At 70.7% G+C, this 15,484-nt stretch carries 20 protein-coding genes; 4 read left to right on the forward strand and 16 right to left on the reverse strand.

What is annotated here, in order from left to right; genetic code table 11:
• Positions 1–12: 12 nt before the first annotated feature.
• Together POF73_RS00965 and POF73_RS00970 are read right to left on the reverse strand one after the other, a co-directional pair.
• Positions 13–645 carry a DUF6415 family natural product biosynthesis protein gene (locus tag POF73_RS00965; protein WP_272112412.1) on the reverse strand — a complete coding sequence of 211 codons (633 nt, stop codon included), beginning with the start codon at positions 643–645 and terminating at the stop codon, positions 13–15.
• Positions 646–917: 272 nt separating this feature from the next.
• Positions 918–2,102: a helix-turn-helix domain-containing protein gene (locus POF73_RS00970; RefSeq protein WP_272112413.1), complete on the reverse strand. Its 1,185-nt coding sequence runs from the start codon at positions 2,100–2,102 to the stop codon at positions 918–920.
• A 118-nt stretch (positions 2,103–2,220) separates the two neighbouring features.
• On the opposite strand from POF73_RS00970, the gene POF73_RS00975 reads away from it, so the two are divergent.
• Positions 2,221–2,769, forward strand: coding sequence for a flavoprotein (locus POF73_RS00975; RefSeq protein WP_272112414.1), 549 nt, complete (start codon positions 2,221–2,223; stop codon positions 2,767–2,769).
• Positions 2,770–3,009: 240 nt separating this feature from the next.
• Here the strand turns inward: POF73_RS00975 and POF73_RS00980 are convergent, their stop codons facing one another.
• The gene (locus tag POF73_RS00980; RefSeq protein WP_272112415.1) at positions 3,010–4,056 is read right to left on the reverse strand and encodes a LacI family DNA-binding transcriptional regulator; all 1,047 of its coding nucleotides are present in this window, start codon (positions 4,054–4,056) and stop codon (positions 3,010–3,012) included.
• 271 nt (positions 4,057–4,327) lie between these two features.
• Here POF73_RS00980 and POF73_RS00985 point away from each other — a divergent pair, with 271 nt between their 5' ends.
• Genes POF73_RS00985 through POF73_RS00995 form a run of 3 tightly spaced genes read left to right on the forward strand, consistent with a single transcriptional unit; the run spans position 4,328 to position 7,472 of the window.
• A complete protein-coding gene (locus POF73_RS00985) occupies positions 4,328–5,485 on the forward strand; it encodes a Gfo/Idh/MocA family protein (protein WP_272112416.1) in 1,158 nt (385 codons plus the stop codon).
• Positions 5,482–6,633 carry a dihydrodipicolinate synthase family protein gene (locus tag POF73_RS00990; protein WP_272112417.1) on the forward strand — a complete coding sequence of 384 codons (1,152 nt, stop codon included), beginning with the start codon at positions 5,482–5,484 and terminating at the stop codon, positions 6,631–6,633. Before POF73_RS00985 ends, POF73_RS00990 begins: the two co-directional genes overlap by 4 nt.
• Before the next feature lie 41 nt (positions 6,634–6,674).
• On the forward strand, positions 6,675–7,472 hold the full coding sequence (locus POF73_RS00995; RefSeq protein ID WP_272112567.1) for a sugar phosphate isomerase/epimerase family protein: 798 nt from the start codon (positions 6,675–6,677) through the stop codon (positions 7,470–7,472).
• Positions 7,473–7,512: 40 nt separating this feature from the next.
• On the opposite strand, the gene POF73_RS01000 is transcribed toward POF73_RS00995, so the two are convergent.
• The 13 genes from POF73_RS01000 to POF73_RS01060 form a co-directional block, all read right to left on the reverse strand.
• Entirely contained in the window at positions 7,513–7,914 is a 402-nt protein-coding gene (locus POF73_RS01000; protein WP_272112418.1) for a gas vesicle protein K, read from the reverse strand.
• Entirely contained in the window at positions 7,898–8,161 is a 264-nt protein-coding gene (locus POF73_RS01005) for a gas vesicle protein (RefSeq protein ID WP_272112419.1), read from the reverse strand. The genes POF73_RS01000 and POF73_RS01005 overlap by 17 nt, the downstream gene beginning before the upstream one ends.
• The gene (locus POF73_RS01010; RefSeq protein WP_272112420.1) at positions 8,158–9,003 is read right to left on the reverse strand and encodes a GvpL/GvpF family gas vesicle protein; all 846 of its coding nucleotides are present in this window, start codon (positions 9,001–9,003) and stop codon (positions 8,158–8,160) included. Before POF73_RS01010 ends, POF73_RS01005 begins: the two co-directional genes overlap by 4 nt.
• Positions 9,000–9,488, reverse strand: coding sequence for a gas vesicle protein (locus tag POF73_RS01015; RefSeq protein ID WP_272112568.1), 489 nt, complete (start codon positions 9,486–9,488; stop codon positions 9,000–9,002). Before POF73_RS01015 ends, POF73_RS01010 begins: the two co-directional genes overlap by 4 nt.
• 75 nt (positions 9,489–9,563) lie before the next feature.
• Entirely contained in the window at positions 9,564–10,781 is a 1,218-nt protein-coding gene (locus POF73_RS01020) for an SRPBCC family protein (RefSeq protein ID WP_272112421.1), read from the reverse strand.
• Positions 10,774–11,391, reverse strand: coding sequence for an ABC transporter substrate-binding protein (locus tag POF73_RS01025; RefSeq protein WP_272112422.1), 618 nt, complete (start codon positions 11,389–11,391; stop codon positions 10,774–10,776). The genes POF73_RS01020 and POF73_RS01025 overlap by 8 nt, the downstream gene beginning before the upstream one ends.
• 49 nt (positions 11,392–11,440) lie before the next feature.
• Positions 11,441–11,704, reverse strand: coding sequence for a gas vesicle protein GvpG (locus POF73_RS01030; protein WP_272112423.1), 264 nt, complete (start codon positions 11,702–11,704; stop codon positions 11,441–11,443).
• 43 nt (positions 11,705–11,747) lie between these two features.
• Entirely contained in the window at positions 11,748–12,461 is a 714-nt protein-coding gene (locus POF73_RS01035) for a GvpL/GvpF family gas vesicle protein (protein WP_272112424.1), read from the reverse strand.
• An 8-nt stretch (positions 12,462–12,469) separates the two neighbouring features.
• The gene (gene gvpJ, locus POF73_RS01040) at positions 12,470–12,946 is read right to left on the reverse strand and encodes a gas vesicle protein GvpJ (RefSeq protein WP_443049388.1); all 477 of its coding nucleotides are present in this window, start codon (positions 12,944–12,946) and stop codon (positions 12,470–12,472) included.
• A 52-nt stretch (positions 12,947–12,998) separates the two neighbouring features.
• Positions 12,999–13,337, reverse strand: a complete 339-nt coding sequence (locus POF73_RS01045; RefSeq protein WP_272112426.1) for a gas vesicle protein GvpO — start codon at positions 13,335–13,337, stop codon at positions 12,999–13,001.
• A gap of 73 nt (positions 13,338–13,410) precedes the next feature.
• On the reverse strand, positions 13,411–13,797 hold the full coding sequence (locus POF73_RS01050; protein WP_272112427.1) for a DUF937 domain-containing protein: 387 nt from the start codon (positions 13,795–13,797) through the stop codon (positions 13,411–13,413).
• 199 nt (positions 13,798–13,996) lie between these two features.
• On the reverse strand, positions 13,997–14,386 hold the full coding sequence (gene rbsD / locus POF73_RS01055) for a D-ribose pyranase (protein ID WP_272112428.1): 390 nt from the start codon (positions 14,384–14,386) through the stop codon (positions 13,997–13,999).
• Complete coding sequence (locus POF73_RS01060; protein ID WP_272112429.1) at positions 14,383–15,396, reverse strand: ribokinase; 1,014 nt, start codon at positions 15,394–15,396, stop codon at positions 14,383–14,385. Before POF73_RS01060 ends, rbsD begins: the two co-directional genes overlap by 4 nt.
• Positions 15,397–15,484 lie beyond the last annotated feature (88 nt).

Raw genomic sequence — 15,484 nt, forward strand, 5'->3', positions numbered from 1 at the left:
GGTCGCCTCAGCTCAGCGGCGTTGGTTGACACAGGCGGCGTGGAAGCGGCCCGGACGGGTCGTCCTGCTGGTGGAGCTGCCGTAGTCGTACGGCTCCCACTTGTCGTTGTCCTCGATGATCCGATCGCAGGCCAGGCACATGGTGACGCCGGTGAGCGCGTCGTGGTGGTGGCTCAGCGACATCACGGATCGGGCAATCAGCCTGACGCGCTCCGTCTCACCGCGCAGGCCTGCGGCTTCGGTGGCGTTCATGCGGTGGCGCGATACTTCGACTGCGGCGAGCGCCACCTGGGTGGGCACGTCATCCCGAGGTTTGCCCGCGGCGAGCTTCTCGATCTGCGGGATCAACCGCTCCAACTCGGTGCGGAAGTCGACCTCGAAGCTCTTGACGGTCTGGTGTCCCAGGAGCGTGGTCTGGTCGATGAACCAGGACGCGGAGGCGCGCATCGCCGCCATGCTCGGATCCGGCGCGTCCGCCTCAGCGCTTGTGTTCATCGGGGCACAACCTGTCCTGCACGGCGGCACGGACACGTGCGTGGCGGGCTCATGGACATCAGTGGCGGCGGCCACCGACTGCCCGGTCACGCTGACCGTGCCGCGGTCCTCGATGACGGTGCCCGAACGGTCCACGGTGTAGATCCGCATGGTCATCCTTACCCCGCGCGATGTCGGGGTTGTAGCGTTCGTCAAGTCGACGCTCCTTGTCAGCGTTGGCCGGCCCCGGAGTCGTTCGCGCGACTGCCGGGGCGTACTTGGTGACCAAGGCGTGACAGCGAGGACGTACGGTCGCGGCTGCCCAAAGCGAACTGACCGTTGTCGCCGCGCTGTTCGCGCTCCTTGTCGACCAGATGTGAGAACAGCGTGACGCTGCGCGACGGGGCCAACGCTCACAGATTTGTGAGCGCTGTGAGCGTGACCTACAGGCCGATCCAGGTTGCCATGTGGTTGAGCGTGTCCGGGGTGCGGCGCGACAGGTGCACCAGCCCGGTGATCGTCTCCCGGGCCGCCGGGTGATAGCGAGTCTGCTCGGGTGCCACGCGCCGAGCCTCGACCAGCGACTTCAGCGCTCCTTCGGTGTGCCCGGTCTCCATCTCGGTACGCGACTTGTCGATCAGAAAGTGGGCACGGCGGGACGTGGCCAGTTGCGACGGCAGCCTGATCTTCCTGGCCTGTTTGAGCGCGTCGTCGTACTGGTGCATCTCAACGGCGGCGGACATCTTGTGCAGGGCGACGTTCGTGGGGCCGAAGCTCAGCCAGTGCACATCCGAGGCATCGCCGATGCGCTCGGCGATTCGGCGCGCCTCCGAGATGTGCATTTTCACTGCCGACTCGTTCTCCGCTCGCGCGGCGATCACGGATCCTCCGAGATGCAGCTGACCGGAGACGGCCAACGCCTCGCGCGTCTCGTCGGCTTGCCCGATCAGCCCGTGACCGGCGGCGACGAGTCGCTGCCCGATCCGGTACTCGCCCTCGCGGAAGTAGACCAGTGCCCGCATGTACTGGCGTACGGCTGACAGGCACGGATCCGAGGCACGCTGTGCCGCCCAGTCCATGCGGTCGAGGGCGACGGCGGAGAGGTCGTAGTAGCCGAGCTTGACGCTGATGTCGTGTGCGGTGCGATACGCGGAGGCGAGCGACTGCCACAGCCTGGTGGACGGCGTCGACCAGGCTGTGTGAGTGAGATCGGCGACAAGGCCGGGCAGTTTCCGCGCAGCGCTTCGCAGGTGTGTGGCCCGGACCTCCTGGCACAGCTTGTCTGCACCCGCGATGAGCCGTTCCGCCGGTTGCACAGCCAGTTCCGGGTTGGGGCCGAGGTCGTACAGGTCGAGGGACTCGCGGATCGGGCGTATCAGCTCGGCGAGCCGGTCACGCTGCAGTTCGGTCACGTACGGCTGGCCGGTCAGCACGGTGACATCGATGCTGAGCGCCTTTGCGCAGGCAGCCACAAAGTCGGCGGTGGCGGGACGGGCCCCGCACTCCACCTGGTTCAGCAAGCTGTAGGAGTAGGGCAGCCGACCAGCCAACTGGCGTTGCGTGAGCCTGGCCAGTCGGCGCTGGTCCCTGATACGTGCGCCCGTGTGGTTTTCGTCCAGCGTGGGCATGCAGGTCTCTCCGTTCTGGGCAGCCACTTTGAACAGTACCCAAATGCGGACTTCTGGGGGCTTCCATCCGCCCGACTCCCTGCTGAGCAGCGACGGTTGCGTGTGGTCGGATGGGCACATGACGACAACTGCCCGTGTGCTCTACCTGTTCGGCTCGGCGGCCCCTCCTGTCTTCGATGTCGCGGAGGTCATCCGGGACGCGCAGGGGCGCGGCTTCGATGTCTGCCTCGGTCTGACCCCGACCGCGCAGCACTGGCTCACGTCGCAGCTTGCCGAGCTGGAACGACTCACAGGTCACCCCGTGCGCAGTGAGTACAAACTGCCGGGTGAACCGGACGTGTGGCCGAGGGCGGACGTCATCGCCGTGGCGCCGGCCACCTTCAACACGGTGAACTCGTGGGCGCTCGGCCTCACCCACGACCTTGTGGTGGGCGTCGTCGCCGAGGCCATCGGCAAGGGCATCCCGACGGTGACGATGCCGTGCGTCAACGCGGCCTACGTACAGCACCGCCAGTTCGATCGCAGCATCGACGAACTGCGTGGCATGGGCGTACGGGTCTTGTACGGCGAGGGCGGCTTCGTGCCCAACCGGCCGGGCCAGGGCAAGCCGAAGGAGTACCCGTGGCACCTGGTCCTCGACGCTGCGCAGGAACTCGCCCAAACCTGATCGACGGCTCACCGTGCGCTTGATGCGTGCGGGAGTCGCACACGCCCGCCCTCTGGCCGACACTTCACGGTCGGCCAGAGGGCGGGACCGCACCACGGCTGCCCCTATTGGGCGCGGGCGTGCCAAGCAGTAGGGATGCGGCTGGTGCGCTCCCGCGCCTCGTCCGGTCGGCGGACTTGTCGTCGCGCCGGGCACCGGATCTTCCCCCTCAACGAGCTTCCTGGCCGCAGGCCCCCGCCCCTACCCCCGAGGCCCCCCAGAAGACCCCCGAACCATCAGCTCCCCCCGAATCGTCGCGATCCCCCCGGGCGGCGCCTCCTCACGCCCCATGGCGATCCGCCCGGCGCGCGCCCCGGCCTCCGCCAACGGCAGCCTCACCGTCGTAAGGGAAGGCACCGCGTCGATGCTGAACGGGAGGTCGTCGAAGCCGGCCACGGACACGTCGTCCGGGATTCGCAGTCCGGAGTCCCGCAGGGCCGCGCACGCGCCGAGCGCGACGGAGTCGTTCGCCGCGACCACGGCCGTCAGGGACGGATCCCGGCGCAGCAGCTCCAGGGTCGCCTCGTAGCCGGACTGCCGGTCGTAGCGGCCGTAGACCGTCCAGGCGGCGTCCTCCTGGATGCCGTGCGCTTCCAGTGCCGCCCGGTGGCCCTCCAGCCGGTGCCGGGTGGTCGTGCGCTCCTCCGGGCCCGCGATGTAGCCCAGCCGCCGGTGTCCCAGGCCGATCAGGTGCTCGGTCAGCTCGCGGCCGCCGCCGCGGTTGTCGAAGGTCAGCGCGATCGCGCCGGTGTCCGGCGACGGCGGCCGCCCGCACAGCACCACCTTCGTCCCGGCGTCCGCCAGCTTCCGCAGCTTCGACGCAACCGCCGCCGCGTGCGGCTCGTCCTCCACGGCACCGCCGGTCAGCACGACCGCGGCCGCCCGCTGTCGCTGCAGCAGGGTCAGATACGTCAGCTCGCGCTCCGGGGAGCCGCCCGTGTTGCAGACCACCGCCAGCCGCTCACCGCCCGCACGGCCGCCAGGACCGCCGATCTCGGCCTGGATCGCGCTCGCCATGATCCCGAAGAAGGGGTCGGCGATGTCGTTGACCAGGATGCCGACCAGATCGGAGGTGGCGGCGGCCAGTGAGCTCGCCGGTCCGTTGAGGACGTAGTCCAGCTCGTCCACCGCGCGCAGCACCCGCTCCCGGGTGGTGGCGGCCACGGGGTAGTTCCCGTTCAGTACGCGCGACACCGTCGCGGGGGAGACCTGGGCGCGGGCCGCCACGTCCGCCAGGGTCACCGTCATCTCGTCGTCCTCCGGTCGCGCATCTCGTCGTACCACCTCGTACGTGCTCGTAGACAGGTCGTCACGGCCCACGGTTCCAGGTGCGTCGAGCGAACCTTACGGCCAGAAACCCCCGCTGTTCGTCCCCTCGAACAACTCAGGCTGGTCACGGTCTTGTCCGGACCACTGATCAGAGGCTAGCTTCTTATCTAATAGAAAGCGCTTGCTGCGACGCTCACCAGTGCACGACAGGGCGATACGCGGCGCAGACCCCGCGTGCGAAGGGAAAGACGTGACACGCAAGACGGTGCGTATCGCCATGAACGGTGTGACGGGGCGCATGGGCTACCGCCAGCACCTGGTCCGCTCCATCCTGGCCCTGCGCGAACAGGGCGGCCTCGACCTCGGCGACGGAACCGTGCTGTGGCCCGAGCCCGTCCTGGTCGGCCGCCGCGAGCACGCGCTGAGGGCGCTCGCCGAGCAGCACGGCCTGGACCCCGAGAACATCTCGACCGACCTCGACGCGGTCCTCGCCGACCCGACCGTCGAGATCTACTTCGACGCCCAGGTCACCTCCGCCCGCGAGGAGGCGATCAGGAAGGCGATCGCCGCGGGCAAGCACATCTACACCGAGAAGCCGACGGCCACCGGGCTGGAGGGCGCCCTGGAGCTGGCGAAGCTCGCCGCCGCGGCCGGTATCAAGCACGGCGTCGTCCAGGACAAGCTCTTCCTCCCCGGCCTGCTCAAGCTGAAGCGCCTCATCGACGGCGGCTTCTTCGGCCGGATCCTGTCCATCCGCGGCGAGTTCGGCTACTGGGTCTTCGAGGGCGACTGGCAGACCGCCCAGCGGCCGTCCTGGAACTACCGTGCGGAGGACGGTGGCGGCATTGTCGTCGACATGTTCCCGCACTGGGAGTACGTCCTCCACGAGCTCTTCGGCCGGGTGAAGTCCGTCCAGGCCATCGCCACCACCCACATCCCGCAGCGCTGGGACGAGAACGACAAGCCGTACGACGCGACGGCCGACGACGCCGCGTACGGCATCTTCGAGCTGGAGGGCGGCGCGATCGCCCAGATCAACTCCTCCTGGGCCGTCCGCGTCAACCGCGACGAGCTGGTCGAGTTCCAGGTCGACGGCACCGAGGGCTCGGCGGTCGCGGGCCTGCGCAACTGCCGCGTCCAGCACCGCTCCCTCACCCCCAAGCCGGTCTGGAACCCGGACATCCCGGCCACCTACTCCTTCCGCGACCAGTGGCAGGAGGTCCCGGACAACGCCGAGTTCGACAACGGCTTCAAGGCCCAGTGGGAGCTGTTCCTGCGGCACATCTACGCCGATGCCCCCTATCACTGGGACCTCCTCGCCGGCGCCCGTGGCGTCCAGCTCGCCGAGCTGGGCCTGAAGTCGTCGGCCGAGGGCCGCCGTATCGACGTACCGGAGATCCAGCCGTGACCATCCGACTCCCCGACTTCAAGGGCGGGTTGAGGGCGTACGAGCCCCGCGCCGAGCCACTGGCCGTGACGCCGGGCGCGCCCTTCACCTCCCGTACGGTCTTCTCGGCGGCGCACGTCGTCGCCGACCCGTACGCCGACACGACCCCCGACTCGCCCGCCGCCGTCGACTGGGACGCCACCCTCGCCTTCCGCCACCACCTGTGGGCCCACGGGCTCGGCGTCGCCGAGGCCATGGACACCGCCCAGCGCGGGATGGGCCTGGACTGGGCGGGCGCCGCCGAGCTGATCCGCCGGAGCGCCGCCGAGGCCAAGGCGGTCGGCGGGCGGATCGCCTGCGGGGTCGGCACCGACCAGATCGCCGCCGGGTCTCTCGTGGAGGTCCGGGCGGCGTACGAGGAGCAGCTCGCGGTCGTGGAGGCTTCGGGCGCCCAGGCGATCCTGATGGCCTCCCGCGCGCTGGCCGCCGCGGCCTCCGGGCCGGAGGACTACCTGGAGGTCTACGGCCACCTCCTGCGCCAGTCCGCCGAGCCGGTGATCCTGCACTGGCTGGGCCCGATGTTCGACCCGGCGCTGGAGGGCTACTGGGGCTCCGCCGACCTGGACGCGGCCACCGACACCTTCCTGGAGGTCATCGCCGCGCACCCCGACAAGGTGGACGGCATCAAGGTGTCCCTGCTGGACGCCCAGCGGGAGATCGACATCCGCCGCCGCCTCCCGCAGGGGGTGCGCTGCTACACCGGCGACGACTTCAACTACCCGGAGCTGATCGCGGGCGACGAGAAGGGTTTCAGCCACGCCCTGCTCGGCATCTTCGACCCGCTGGGCCCGCTGGCGGCCGAGGCGGTGCGGGTGCTCGACACGGGGAACGTGTCCGGCTTCCGGGAGCTGCTCGACCCGACGGTCGAGTTGTCCCGCCATCTCTTCCAGACCCCGACCCGCTTCTACAAGACGGGCGTGGTCTTCCTGGCCTGGCTGTCCGGCCACCAGTCGCACTTCACCATGGTCGGCGGCCTCCAGTCGGCCCGCTCCCTCCCGCACTTCGCCCGCGCCTACGAACTCGCCGACGGACTGGGCCTGTTCCCGGACCCGAAGCTGGCGGAGGAACGGATGAAGAACCTGCTCGCCCTGTACGGAGTGGCCCAGTGAGCACCAGCCCAGCAGACCTCGCGCGCTTCTCGATCAACCAGATGACCGTGAAGCAGCTGTCGATGCCCGAACTGGTCGAGGAATGCGGCCGGCTGGGCATCGGCAACGTCGGCCTGTGGCGCGAGCCCGTCCAGTCGTACGGCCTGGAGGCGACGGCCAAGCTGGTCCGTGACGCGGGCCTGACGGTCACCACCCTGTGCCGCGGCGGCTTCTTCACCGCGATCGACCCGGCCGAGCGGGCCGAGGCCCTGGACGACAACCGCCGCGCCGTCGACGAGGCGGCGACGCTGGGCACGGACGTACTGGTGCTGGTGTCCGGCGGGCTGCCCGCCGGCTCCAAGGACCTGCACGGCGCGCGGGAGCGGATCGCCGACGCGCTGGCCGAGCTGGGCCCGTACGCCGAGGAGCGCGGCGTGAAGCTGGCCATCGAGCCGCTGCACCCCATGTACGCCGCCGACCGGTGTGTGGTGTCGACGCTGGCCCAGGCCCTGGACCTGGCGGAACGCTTCCCGGCCCGGCAGGTCGGCGTCACGGTGGACACGTACCACATCTGGTGGGACGACAACGCGCCCGCGCAGATCGCCCGAGCGGGCGCCGGCGGCCGTATCCACACCTTTCAACTCGCCGACTGGACCACCCCGTTGCCCGAGGGCGTCCTCACCGGCCGCGGTCAGATCGGCGACGGCTCGATCGACATGCGGGAGTGGAAGGGCTACGTCGAGGCGGCCGGGTACACCGGCGCCATCGAGGTGGAGCTGTTCAACGACGCGCTGTGGGCGCGCGACGGCCGTGAGGTGCTGGCGGAGACGGCGGCACGGTTCGTGGAGCACGCGGGCTAGCGGACGCGGGCCGGCGCCCGCGGAACCCCACGCCGGCTCCTCACGGGGGTGGGAGCAGGGTGCCCAGCGGCCCCAGGTCGAGGTTGAGGTCCTCCAGCGTGAGCCCGTAACGGTCGCACAGCTCGGTCATCCGGTCGTGGAGGAGCATCAGGGTCAGGCCGAGGCGCTCCTCCTGCTCCTCGGTCAGATCGCCCTGGTCGACACGGTGCAGGGCCTGGCGCTCCATCAGCTGGCGGAGGAGTTCGACGATGGTGAGCACCAGTCTGACCAGGTCCCGCTCCACGGTGTCGGGGTCGGTGTGCAGGCGGCGCGCGGCGCTCCGCCCCCCGGTCGGCGGGGCCACGTCGTCCGGCTGAGCGGGCAGCAGGGAGAACGCCCGGTGCGCGGCCTCCGCGACCTCGCGCAGCCGGTCGGCGGGCGGGCGCTCAGCCGGGCCCGTCACCGTGGCCGCCGTTCTCCGTCGGCGTCCGCTCCGGGAGGACGAGCGCCCACTGCTCCTCCATCTGGTCGCGGACGGCGACCACGACCGCGCGCAGCGAGATCCGCACCAGGTCGATGTCGGCGACCGACAGGACGAGATCGCCGGTGAGTACGACGCCGCCGCTCAGCAGCCGGTCGAGCAGGTCGATCAGCGCCACCTGCCGTCCGCTGAGGGGGCGGTCGTCGTCGTACGCGCCGTATTCGGTCACCGCTGTCGCGCCCCTTCGGGGGGTGCCGTGAAGGAGTACGGCGCCCATGGCCCGGTGACCTCCACCCGTACGCCGGGCAGGTCGTCGGCGGCGTGCAGCATACGGTCGTGGAACTCCTCGGCCGCGTGGCGCGGGACGAGATAGGCGTCGTTGGCGACGTTCTCGCCGGGGACGTGGGCCAGGGTTCCCTGCTGGGGACGGTGCCGGGCCCGCTCCACCGCAAGACCGCGCGCCCGCTCCTCCGTCCGCCGTACGGCCTCCTCGGCGGCCCGCCAGGTGTCCTCGCGTGTCTGACGGTGCTGCCTGCGGCGGCGCAGGTACGCGCGTCCGGGGGCCGGATCAGCCGGGTCGGCCGGGTCGGCCGGTCCGGTGGCGGAGGAGCCGTGCGCCGCGGGGGAGGGGGGCGGCTCGGACGCGGGTGGGATCTCGGCGTACACCTTCACGCCCCACTCCACGTGGTCGTCGAACCGGTCCAGCAGCGCGGTGAAGGCCTCCTGCCGTTCGCTCAGCATCCGCTCGACACGGCTGTCGTCGAGGTACACCGTGGTCAGCCGCAGGGGGAGGACGGTGGTGCGGGCGGCGAGGGTCTCGATGACGAGGTGGTGGGCCCGGGCCGTCGACTCCAGCCAGTCGAGATCCTCCAGCCGCGCCCTCAGGGCCGCCTCCGAGAACTCCTCCCCGGGCACCGCGCTGACCGCGGCGGCCACCGCGCCCGAGCGGACCAGGGTGACGGGCGCATCCGCCACGCCGCGGACGTCGGCCAGCGCCGCATGTGCCCGCTGTGCCGTCGGGCCGGACGACCTGACCACGGCGTAGGCGTAGCTCAACCGCCGGCCGTTCACGGCTCTCGATCCCGGTCCTCGGCGACGTCCTTCTTGCGGCGGGCACGCCGTGGCTCGGCGCCGGACTCCCGGTCCGTTGCACGGGACGGGCGTCGGCTTCCTGATCCGCGCTCGGACAACTCGCCCGCGGACTCCGCCTTCTCGGCCTTCTCGACCTTCCGGCGCAGCTCCTTCACCTCGGCGCGCAGTCGCTCGTTCTGTTCCTTCAGGGAGTGCCGTTGGTCGGCGCGGGAGGACAGCGCCGGGTCGTGCTCCCACCAGTCGATGCCGATTTCCCTGGCCTTGTCGACCGAGGCCACCAGGAGCCGCAGCTTGATGGTGAGCAGTTCGATGTCCAGCAGGTTGATCTTGATGTCACCGACGATGACGATGCCCTTGTCGAGGACGCGCTCAAGGATGTCGGCGAGGTTCGCGCTGGATCCCCCGCCGCTGTACGGGGACAGCGCCTGCGACGGCGTGGAGCGGGTGGGGACGGGCTCGGTCACGGCGTACTCGACCTCGTTTCCGGGAGCACCCACGGTCACCCACGGTCACGCATGTCCGACCGAGTTCATCCACGGTCAGACACGGCGCCGGCGCGTCGGGCGGGGTGCCTCGTCGGTGTCGTCGTAGCGGTCGTCAGGCTCTCGGTCTTCGTCCTCGGCCTCGTCCTCGGCCTCGGCGTCCTCCTCGTCCTCCTCGCTCTCCTCGTCCCAGTCGTCCTCGTCGTCCTCGGCGGAAGCGTCGGCGGCAGGGGCCTCTTCCTCGTCCTCCTCGTCGTACTGCCCCTCGGGCTCTTCGCCCTCCTCTTCCTCCTCTTCGTTCTCATCCTCCTCGTCGTACTCCGCCTCCGGCTCCTCCTCCCGCTCGGCGGCCTCGACCTCCTCCGGTTCCCGGACCACCTCGCCCTCGCGGATCTCCCCGCGCCAGCCTCCGGTGGCCTCCCCGCGCATCATCACGAAGGTGCGGTAGAGCTTCAGATCGAGCCGGGCGCGGCGCCCCTGGGCCCGTACCAGGCCCCCGACCCGCTCCACCGGCCCCTTGGGGAAGTACCGCAGGACGAGCAGCACTTTGGTGAGGTTCTCGGTGAGCGGATGGAAGGTGACGACGCCCTGGGTGGTGGCGTGGTCCCCGGTCGACGTCCAGGCGATGCGCTCGTCGGGTACCTGTTCCGTGATGATGCCCCGCCAGTGCCGGTTGGACTTGGCGATCTTCACATGCCACTTGGTCGTGGTGTCGTCCTGTTGCTCGATGCCGACCACGCCCTTGGCGAACCGGTCGTACTCCTGGAACTGCGTCCACTGGTCGTACGCCTCGCGCACGGGCACGCCCACATCGATGTCCTCGATGATGGTGAGCCCTTTGCCCATGGTGTCCGGGTCGCTGTCGGCGTCCTTGTCCTTGCTCTGCCCGGGCAGTTGCCCGGCGACGTCCTTGGCCTTGTCCAGCACCGCGTCCTTGGCGTGCGAGGCCGTCTCCTTCGCGTGCGAGGCCGTGTCCTTCGCGTGGGAGGCGGTCGAGGTCAGCGCCCCCATGCCGGACGGGAGGTGCTCGCCGAGCTTCTTGCCGCCCCGGGCCACCGCGGTGGCCAGGCCGCGCGGGCCCACATGGGCCTCGCCCAGCCGGCGCGCGCCCTCGCCGAGCCGGTGCCCCATGCCCTCCAGCATCAGCTGGAGACGGGCCTCGACATAGTGCTCCATCTCGTCCTTCAGCCGATTCGCGCCCGGTACCCGCTCGCCGGCCTTCGCCAGGGTCCCTGTGCCGCCCGAGCCGCGTCCCGTCGCCTTGCGCTCAGCCATCGTCCTGCCTCCTCGACCGCGCGGCGCCGCTGCGCGAGCGGCTCTGTGACGTGGAGGTCTTCCGCTTGCGGGGCTGCTCCTCGTCCCGCCCCGACGTGCCACGCTGCGTCTTGCCGCGTCCCGCGCCGCGGGACGCCTCCGCCCCGGACTTCTCCCGGGCCTTGCCGCGCGCCTTCGCGCGGGGTTCCTCGCCGTCGCCGTTCGCCTCGTCCGGCTCCTCGTCCGGTTCCGTCTCGGCTTCGTCGTCGGCCTCGGTCTCGGTCTCGTCCTTGCCCCCGGTGTCCTCGCCTCGGTCCGTGTCCCGCTCGCCCTGGTCCTGGGCCTTCTCCCGCAGTCCGGCGGTGCGCTCGTGCAGAGCGTCGGCCAGGCTGTCGGCCTTCGCGCTCAGGACGGTGGTCGCCGCCGCCTTCCCCGCGTCGGTCAGTTCGGAGCGCACCTGGTCGGTGAGGGTGTGCACGAAGGGGGACTGCTGGAGGGCCTTGCCGACCTGCCCGGGCTTGATTCTCGATCCGGCGAGCAGCGCGCCGAGGCTGATGGCGAGCTTCGCCTTCTTGGTCCGCCCCAGCACATAGCCGCCCAGCAGGGCCGTGCCGATCTTGGCGTTGTTCATGACCATGTCTTCTTTCCTCACCAAGCAGCAGCAGCCCACGACCCGTGTGTCACGGCGCTGGCTGTCCGCCCTGTCGCAGCTGGTAGGCCCTGATCTCCTCCAGGCGGTTCAGCAGTGCTTGCTCCTGCTCCGCGAACTCCTCGTCGTCGATACGGTCCTCGTCGCGCGCCCGCTCCAGGTTCACGAGCGCCTCCTGCACGGGAGCCGGGTCGTAGAACTCGTCCTCGGCGGCCCGGACCACTTTGTCGAGCACCCAGCCGACGCCCTCGACGGGAAGGACCGGCAGCGTCAGGATCCCGGTGACCAGTCCCACAGCGCCTCCTCGCGCTCCTCGTGCTCCTCGCGCGTCGAGCCGTTCACACGAAGCTGTACGGCGGCAGGGGGCCCCGCAGCCGCAACTCGACGCCCTCGCCATAGCGTTCGGCCAGCTCCTGGCCGGTTTGGCCGAACTCCTCGGCGCGGTCCTCCTCCACCAGGAAGGACGCGCTCACGAAGTACTGCTGCGACGGCGGCGCGACCTGCTCGGCCTCGGCGAGCGGCCGCAGCGCGGCGAGGACCTCCTCGCCGAGGGCGTCCTGCCGGCCCTGCACCTCCTGGGCCACCAGTTCGCCGAGCGCCAGCCGGTCCTCGTACGTCCCGCCGCCCTCACGGGTCAGCTCGTTCAGCTCACGGGCCCGCGCGTTCTGTTCGAGGACGGCACGCAGCACCGTGTCCTCGTCGAGGACTCCCTTGACGTTGAACTCCGCCCGACCGGCGAGTTCGTCCAGACGCTGTGCGAACAGCTGCTCCCGCTCCTCCAGGACGGCGCGCACGGCGTCCTCGTCCTCGGCGACGAACCCGAAGCTGAGCGGCAGGGTGGGGCCGTCGGCCCACAACCGCTCCTGGACCGTGTGGTGGGCCTCCAGATCCTGGCGGGCCACCGAGAGGTCGTCCGGGGCCTCGCTGACGACGGCGCACAGGGATCCGCCGCGCACCACGCTCAGCTCTTCGGGCGGGTCGCCCACCCCCTTGCCCTCGCCGAGATCCAGTGGGTGCGAGTCCTTGGTGATCGCGTACACATACACGGGCATCGGCTCGCTCACTCCTCCCGGTCCTTCGCGGAGCGGCGTTCCGCGTGACGTTCCGAGCGGCGTTCGTTGCGCTCGTGCCGTTTCTCGCGCGCCGGCCTGCGCTCACGCTCGTCGTGCTCGTCGTCGTCATCGTCGCCCTTGAACGACTCGGTGATCGCCTCGACAGCGCCCGACAGCGCCCCTTTGCTCTTACCGTGGGCCCCGCTCTCGACGGAGCCCTCGACGATGTCGGACAGCTGCGCGGGGGCCTTGCGCCCCGACTCCAGATCCAGCCGGTTGGCGGCCTCGGCGAAGCGCAGATACGTATCGACACTGGCGACGACGACCCGCGCGTCGACCTTGACCAGTTCGATGCCCACCAGGGACACCCGGACAAAGGCGTCGATGACCAGACCCCGGTCGAGGACGAGTTCCAACACGTCGTAAAGGTTTCCCGAACCGCCATTGGCGGCGGGCGCACCACCACCGTTGCCCTGTGGCACCACAGTCACGGTGACATCCCTTCCGGCCCGACTTCCCGGCGAAAGGGTGAGCGACCTACTGGTCGTCCCTCCTGTCCACCTGCGCGCGCGTGTAGCGACGCCCGCGCTCGTACGCCAGCAGCTTCCCCTCCGGGTCCAGAACCACTTGGTAGCTGGCCATCACGCTGGTCGTCTCGGGAATGCGTTCCAGCTCCACGACCTCGACATCGGCTTCCCAGCCCTGATCCGTCGGCCTCAGCGAGGAAACCGACTCGGGAGCCCTCCCCAACAGCTCACTGAGTTGTTCGATCGCGGACCGCATCGCTTCAGCGGCGGACACTCGCGCCTCGGCGGACGACTGCCGTCGTGATGAGGAACGTGCCTTTCGCGGCTCACGATCATCGCTCGTGATCATTCACCCTCTCGGAGTACCCCTCAATCATCGGCCCCACACGCAGCCCACGCCACTCGGCTCATGCCACGCACCGCTACTTGCCGGCCGCCCTCTTCGTCAGCACCGCCAGCACCACCGGAATCACCGTCTCCACGATCCGGGACACCGCCCCCGGCGGCAGCCCCGTCCGGTGGGCCACCGCGGTCGCCACCCGCTCGGCCTCCTCGGCCAGGACCCCGGCCATGAGGCCGCCCGTCGCGAAGCCGCCCACCGTGGCCACGCCGGTGAGGGGGGCCTCGTGCGGGGTCGCGACGGTCTGCGCCTCGCCGGAGAGTGCCGCCACGGTCGTACCGACCAGCTGCCGGGCGCCCGCCTCGTCCGTCCCCAGCAACCCCGCGATGTCCCCGATCCGGTCGTCGCCGAGCTCTTCGAGCACGTCGTCCTGGAGGGACGTGAGGGGGTTCTCGTCTACCTCTGACATGTCTGAAACGCTACGACTGTGGCGGTTCCTCGGCACGCCGAAAAAAGTCCCCGGAGACGTACAACCCTTCCCGCACCTCGCCGGTCGTACTTGGCATCAGGACTTCTGGAGGGGGATCTGGGGGGATCACGAGGGTCCTGATGGGAGGGGAAAACCCGAGGGGCTCGGTCGACGGACCGGGCCCCTCGAAACGTTCCCCTCAGAAAAACACCCCGCAGCGCAGCAGCACATTCGCGTACGGCCGTGCCTCCCCGGTCCGCACCACCAGCCGTGCCCCGGCCGACAGTTCCTTCAGCCGCTCGTGGGTGACCAGCTCCAGCCCGGGAAACTCCCCCTCCAGCAGCGCGGCCGCCGCCGGATTGGCGTCCTGCATCTCCTTCGCCGCCGTCGCGCCCTCCACCACCAGCTCGGCCAGCAGGCCGTCCAGTACGACGGCGAAGGACGGCACCCCGGCCCGGAAGGCCAGGTCCACGACCCGGGGGCCGTCGGGTATCGGCATGCCTGCGTCGCACACCAGCACGCCGTCGCCGTGGCCCAGCTCGGCCAGGGCACCGGAGAGATGACGGTTCAGAATTCCGGCCTTCTTCACAGCGACCCGCCTTGCGAGGACACGCCGGGTGCGGTGCCCGGCCCTTCGCCGGGGGTCCGGCCCGCGGCGGTGCCGCTGTCGGATGCGGCGTCCCCAGGATTGGCACAGCACAGCGACTCGACCTCCGCCGCGGTCGGGAAGGACTGCTGCGCGCCCTCCTTCGTGACCGCCGCCGCCCCGACCCGGGCCGCGTACGCCGCCGCCTCGGCCAGGTCGGACCCCGTCCCGAGCTTCCAGGCCAGCGCGGCCGTGAACGCGTCGCCCGCGCCCGTGGTGTCCACCGCGGCCACCTTCACCGACGGCACCCGGGTCACGCCCTGCGCGGACGCCACCAGCGCGCCCTCCGCGCCCAGGGTCACCACCACCGAGCGGGGCCCCTTGGCGAGCAGGATCCGGGCCCAGTCCTCCGGCGTCTCGCCCACCGCTGCGTCGCCGAGGATCACCTTCGCCTCGTGCTCGTTCACGATCAGCGGGTCGCAGGCCGCCAGCACCTCGGTCGGCAGCGGGCGGGGCGGGGACGGGTTCAGGACGAAGCGGCTGCCGTCCGCCAGGTTGCGGACCACCTCGACGACCGTCTCCAGCGGGATCTCCAGCTGGGCCGAGACCACCCGCGACGCCTGGAACAGGCTGGCCGCCGCCCGGACGTCCTGCGGGGTCAGCCGGCCGTTCGCACCTGGCGAGACCACGATGCTGTTGTCCCCGGACGGGTCCACCGTGATCAGCGCGACGCCGGTCGGCGCACCGCCGACCAGGACACCCACCGTGTCCACGCCGGACTCCCGCTGCGAGTCGAGCAGCAGCCGGCCGTGCCCGTCGTCGCCGACGCGGGCCAGCAGGGCCGTACGGGCTCCGAGCCGGGCGGCCGCGACCGCCTGGTTGGCGCCCTTGCCGCCCGGGTGGACGGTCAGATCGGAGCCGAGCACGGTCTCGCCGGCCCCCGGCCGACGCTCGACACCGATCACCAGGTCGGCGTTGGCCGACCCTACGACCAGGAGGTCGTAGTCGTACATGAGGTTGCTCCCCTGATAGGTCCCCGTGGTGACGTGAGGCGGACGGCCGTCATGAGGCACAGGCCCGTTCATGGGCCGGTTCACGCGC

Origin of the sequence: Streptomyces sp. HD, from assembly GCF_028369295.1 — a bacterium.
Lineage (GTDB): Bacteria > Actinomycetota > Actinomycetes > Streptomycetales > Streptomycetaceae > Streptomyces.

Excerpts from the sequence above, each read along its gene's own strand:
- POF73_RS00970 (WP_272112413.1), bottom strand. The coding sequence starts at position 2,102 with ATGCCCACGCTGGACGAAAACCACACGGGCGCACGTATCAGGGACCAG.
- POF73_RS01025 (WP_272112422.1), bottom strand. The coding sequence starts at position 11,391 with ATGAACAACGCCAAGATCGGCACGGCCCTGCTGGGCGGCTATGTGCTG.
- POF73_RS00995 (WP_272112567.1), top strand. The coding sequence starts at position 6,675 with ATGACCGTGAAGCAGCTGTCGATGCCCGAACTGGTCGAGGAATGCGGC.
- POF73_RS01050 (WP_272112427.1), bottom strand. The coding sequence starts at position 13,797 with ATGTCAGAGGTAGACGAGAACCCCCTCACGTCCCTCCAGGACGACGTG.
- POF73_RS01060 (WP_272112429.1), bottom strand. The coding sequence starts at position 15,396 with ATGTACGACTACGACCTCCTGGTCGTAGGGTCGGCCAACGCCGACCTG.
- POF73_RS00975 (WP_272112414.1), top strand. The coding sequence starts at position 2,221 with ATGACGACAACTGCCCGTGTGCTCTACCTGTTCGGCTCGGCGGCCCCT.
- POF73_RS01045 (WP_272112426.1), bottom strand. The coding sequence starts at position 13,337 with ATGATCACGAGCGATGATCGTGAGCCGCGAAAGGCACGTTCCTCATCA.
- POF73_RS00980 (WP_272112415.1), bottom strand. The coding sequence starts at position 4,056 with ATGACGGTGACCCTGGCGGACGTGGCGGCCCGCGCCCAGGTCTCCCCC.
- POF73_RS01035 (WP_272112424.1), bottom strand. The coding sequence starts at position 12,461 with ATGCCCGTGTATGTGTACGCGATCACCAAGGACTCGCACCCACTGGAT.
- POF73_RS00965 (WP_272112412.1), bottom strand. The coding sequence starts at position 645 with ATGCGGATCTACACCGTGGACCGTTCGGGCACCGTCATCGAGGACCGC.
- POF73_RS01020 (WP_272112421.1), bottom strand. The coding sequence starts at position 10,781 with ATGGCTGAGCGCAAGGCGACGGGACGCGGCTCGGGCGGCACAGGGACC.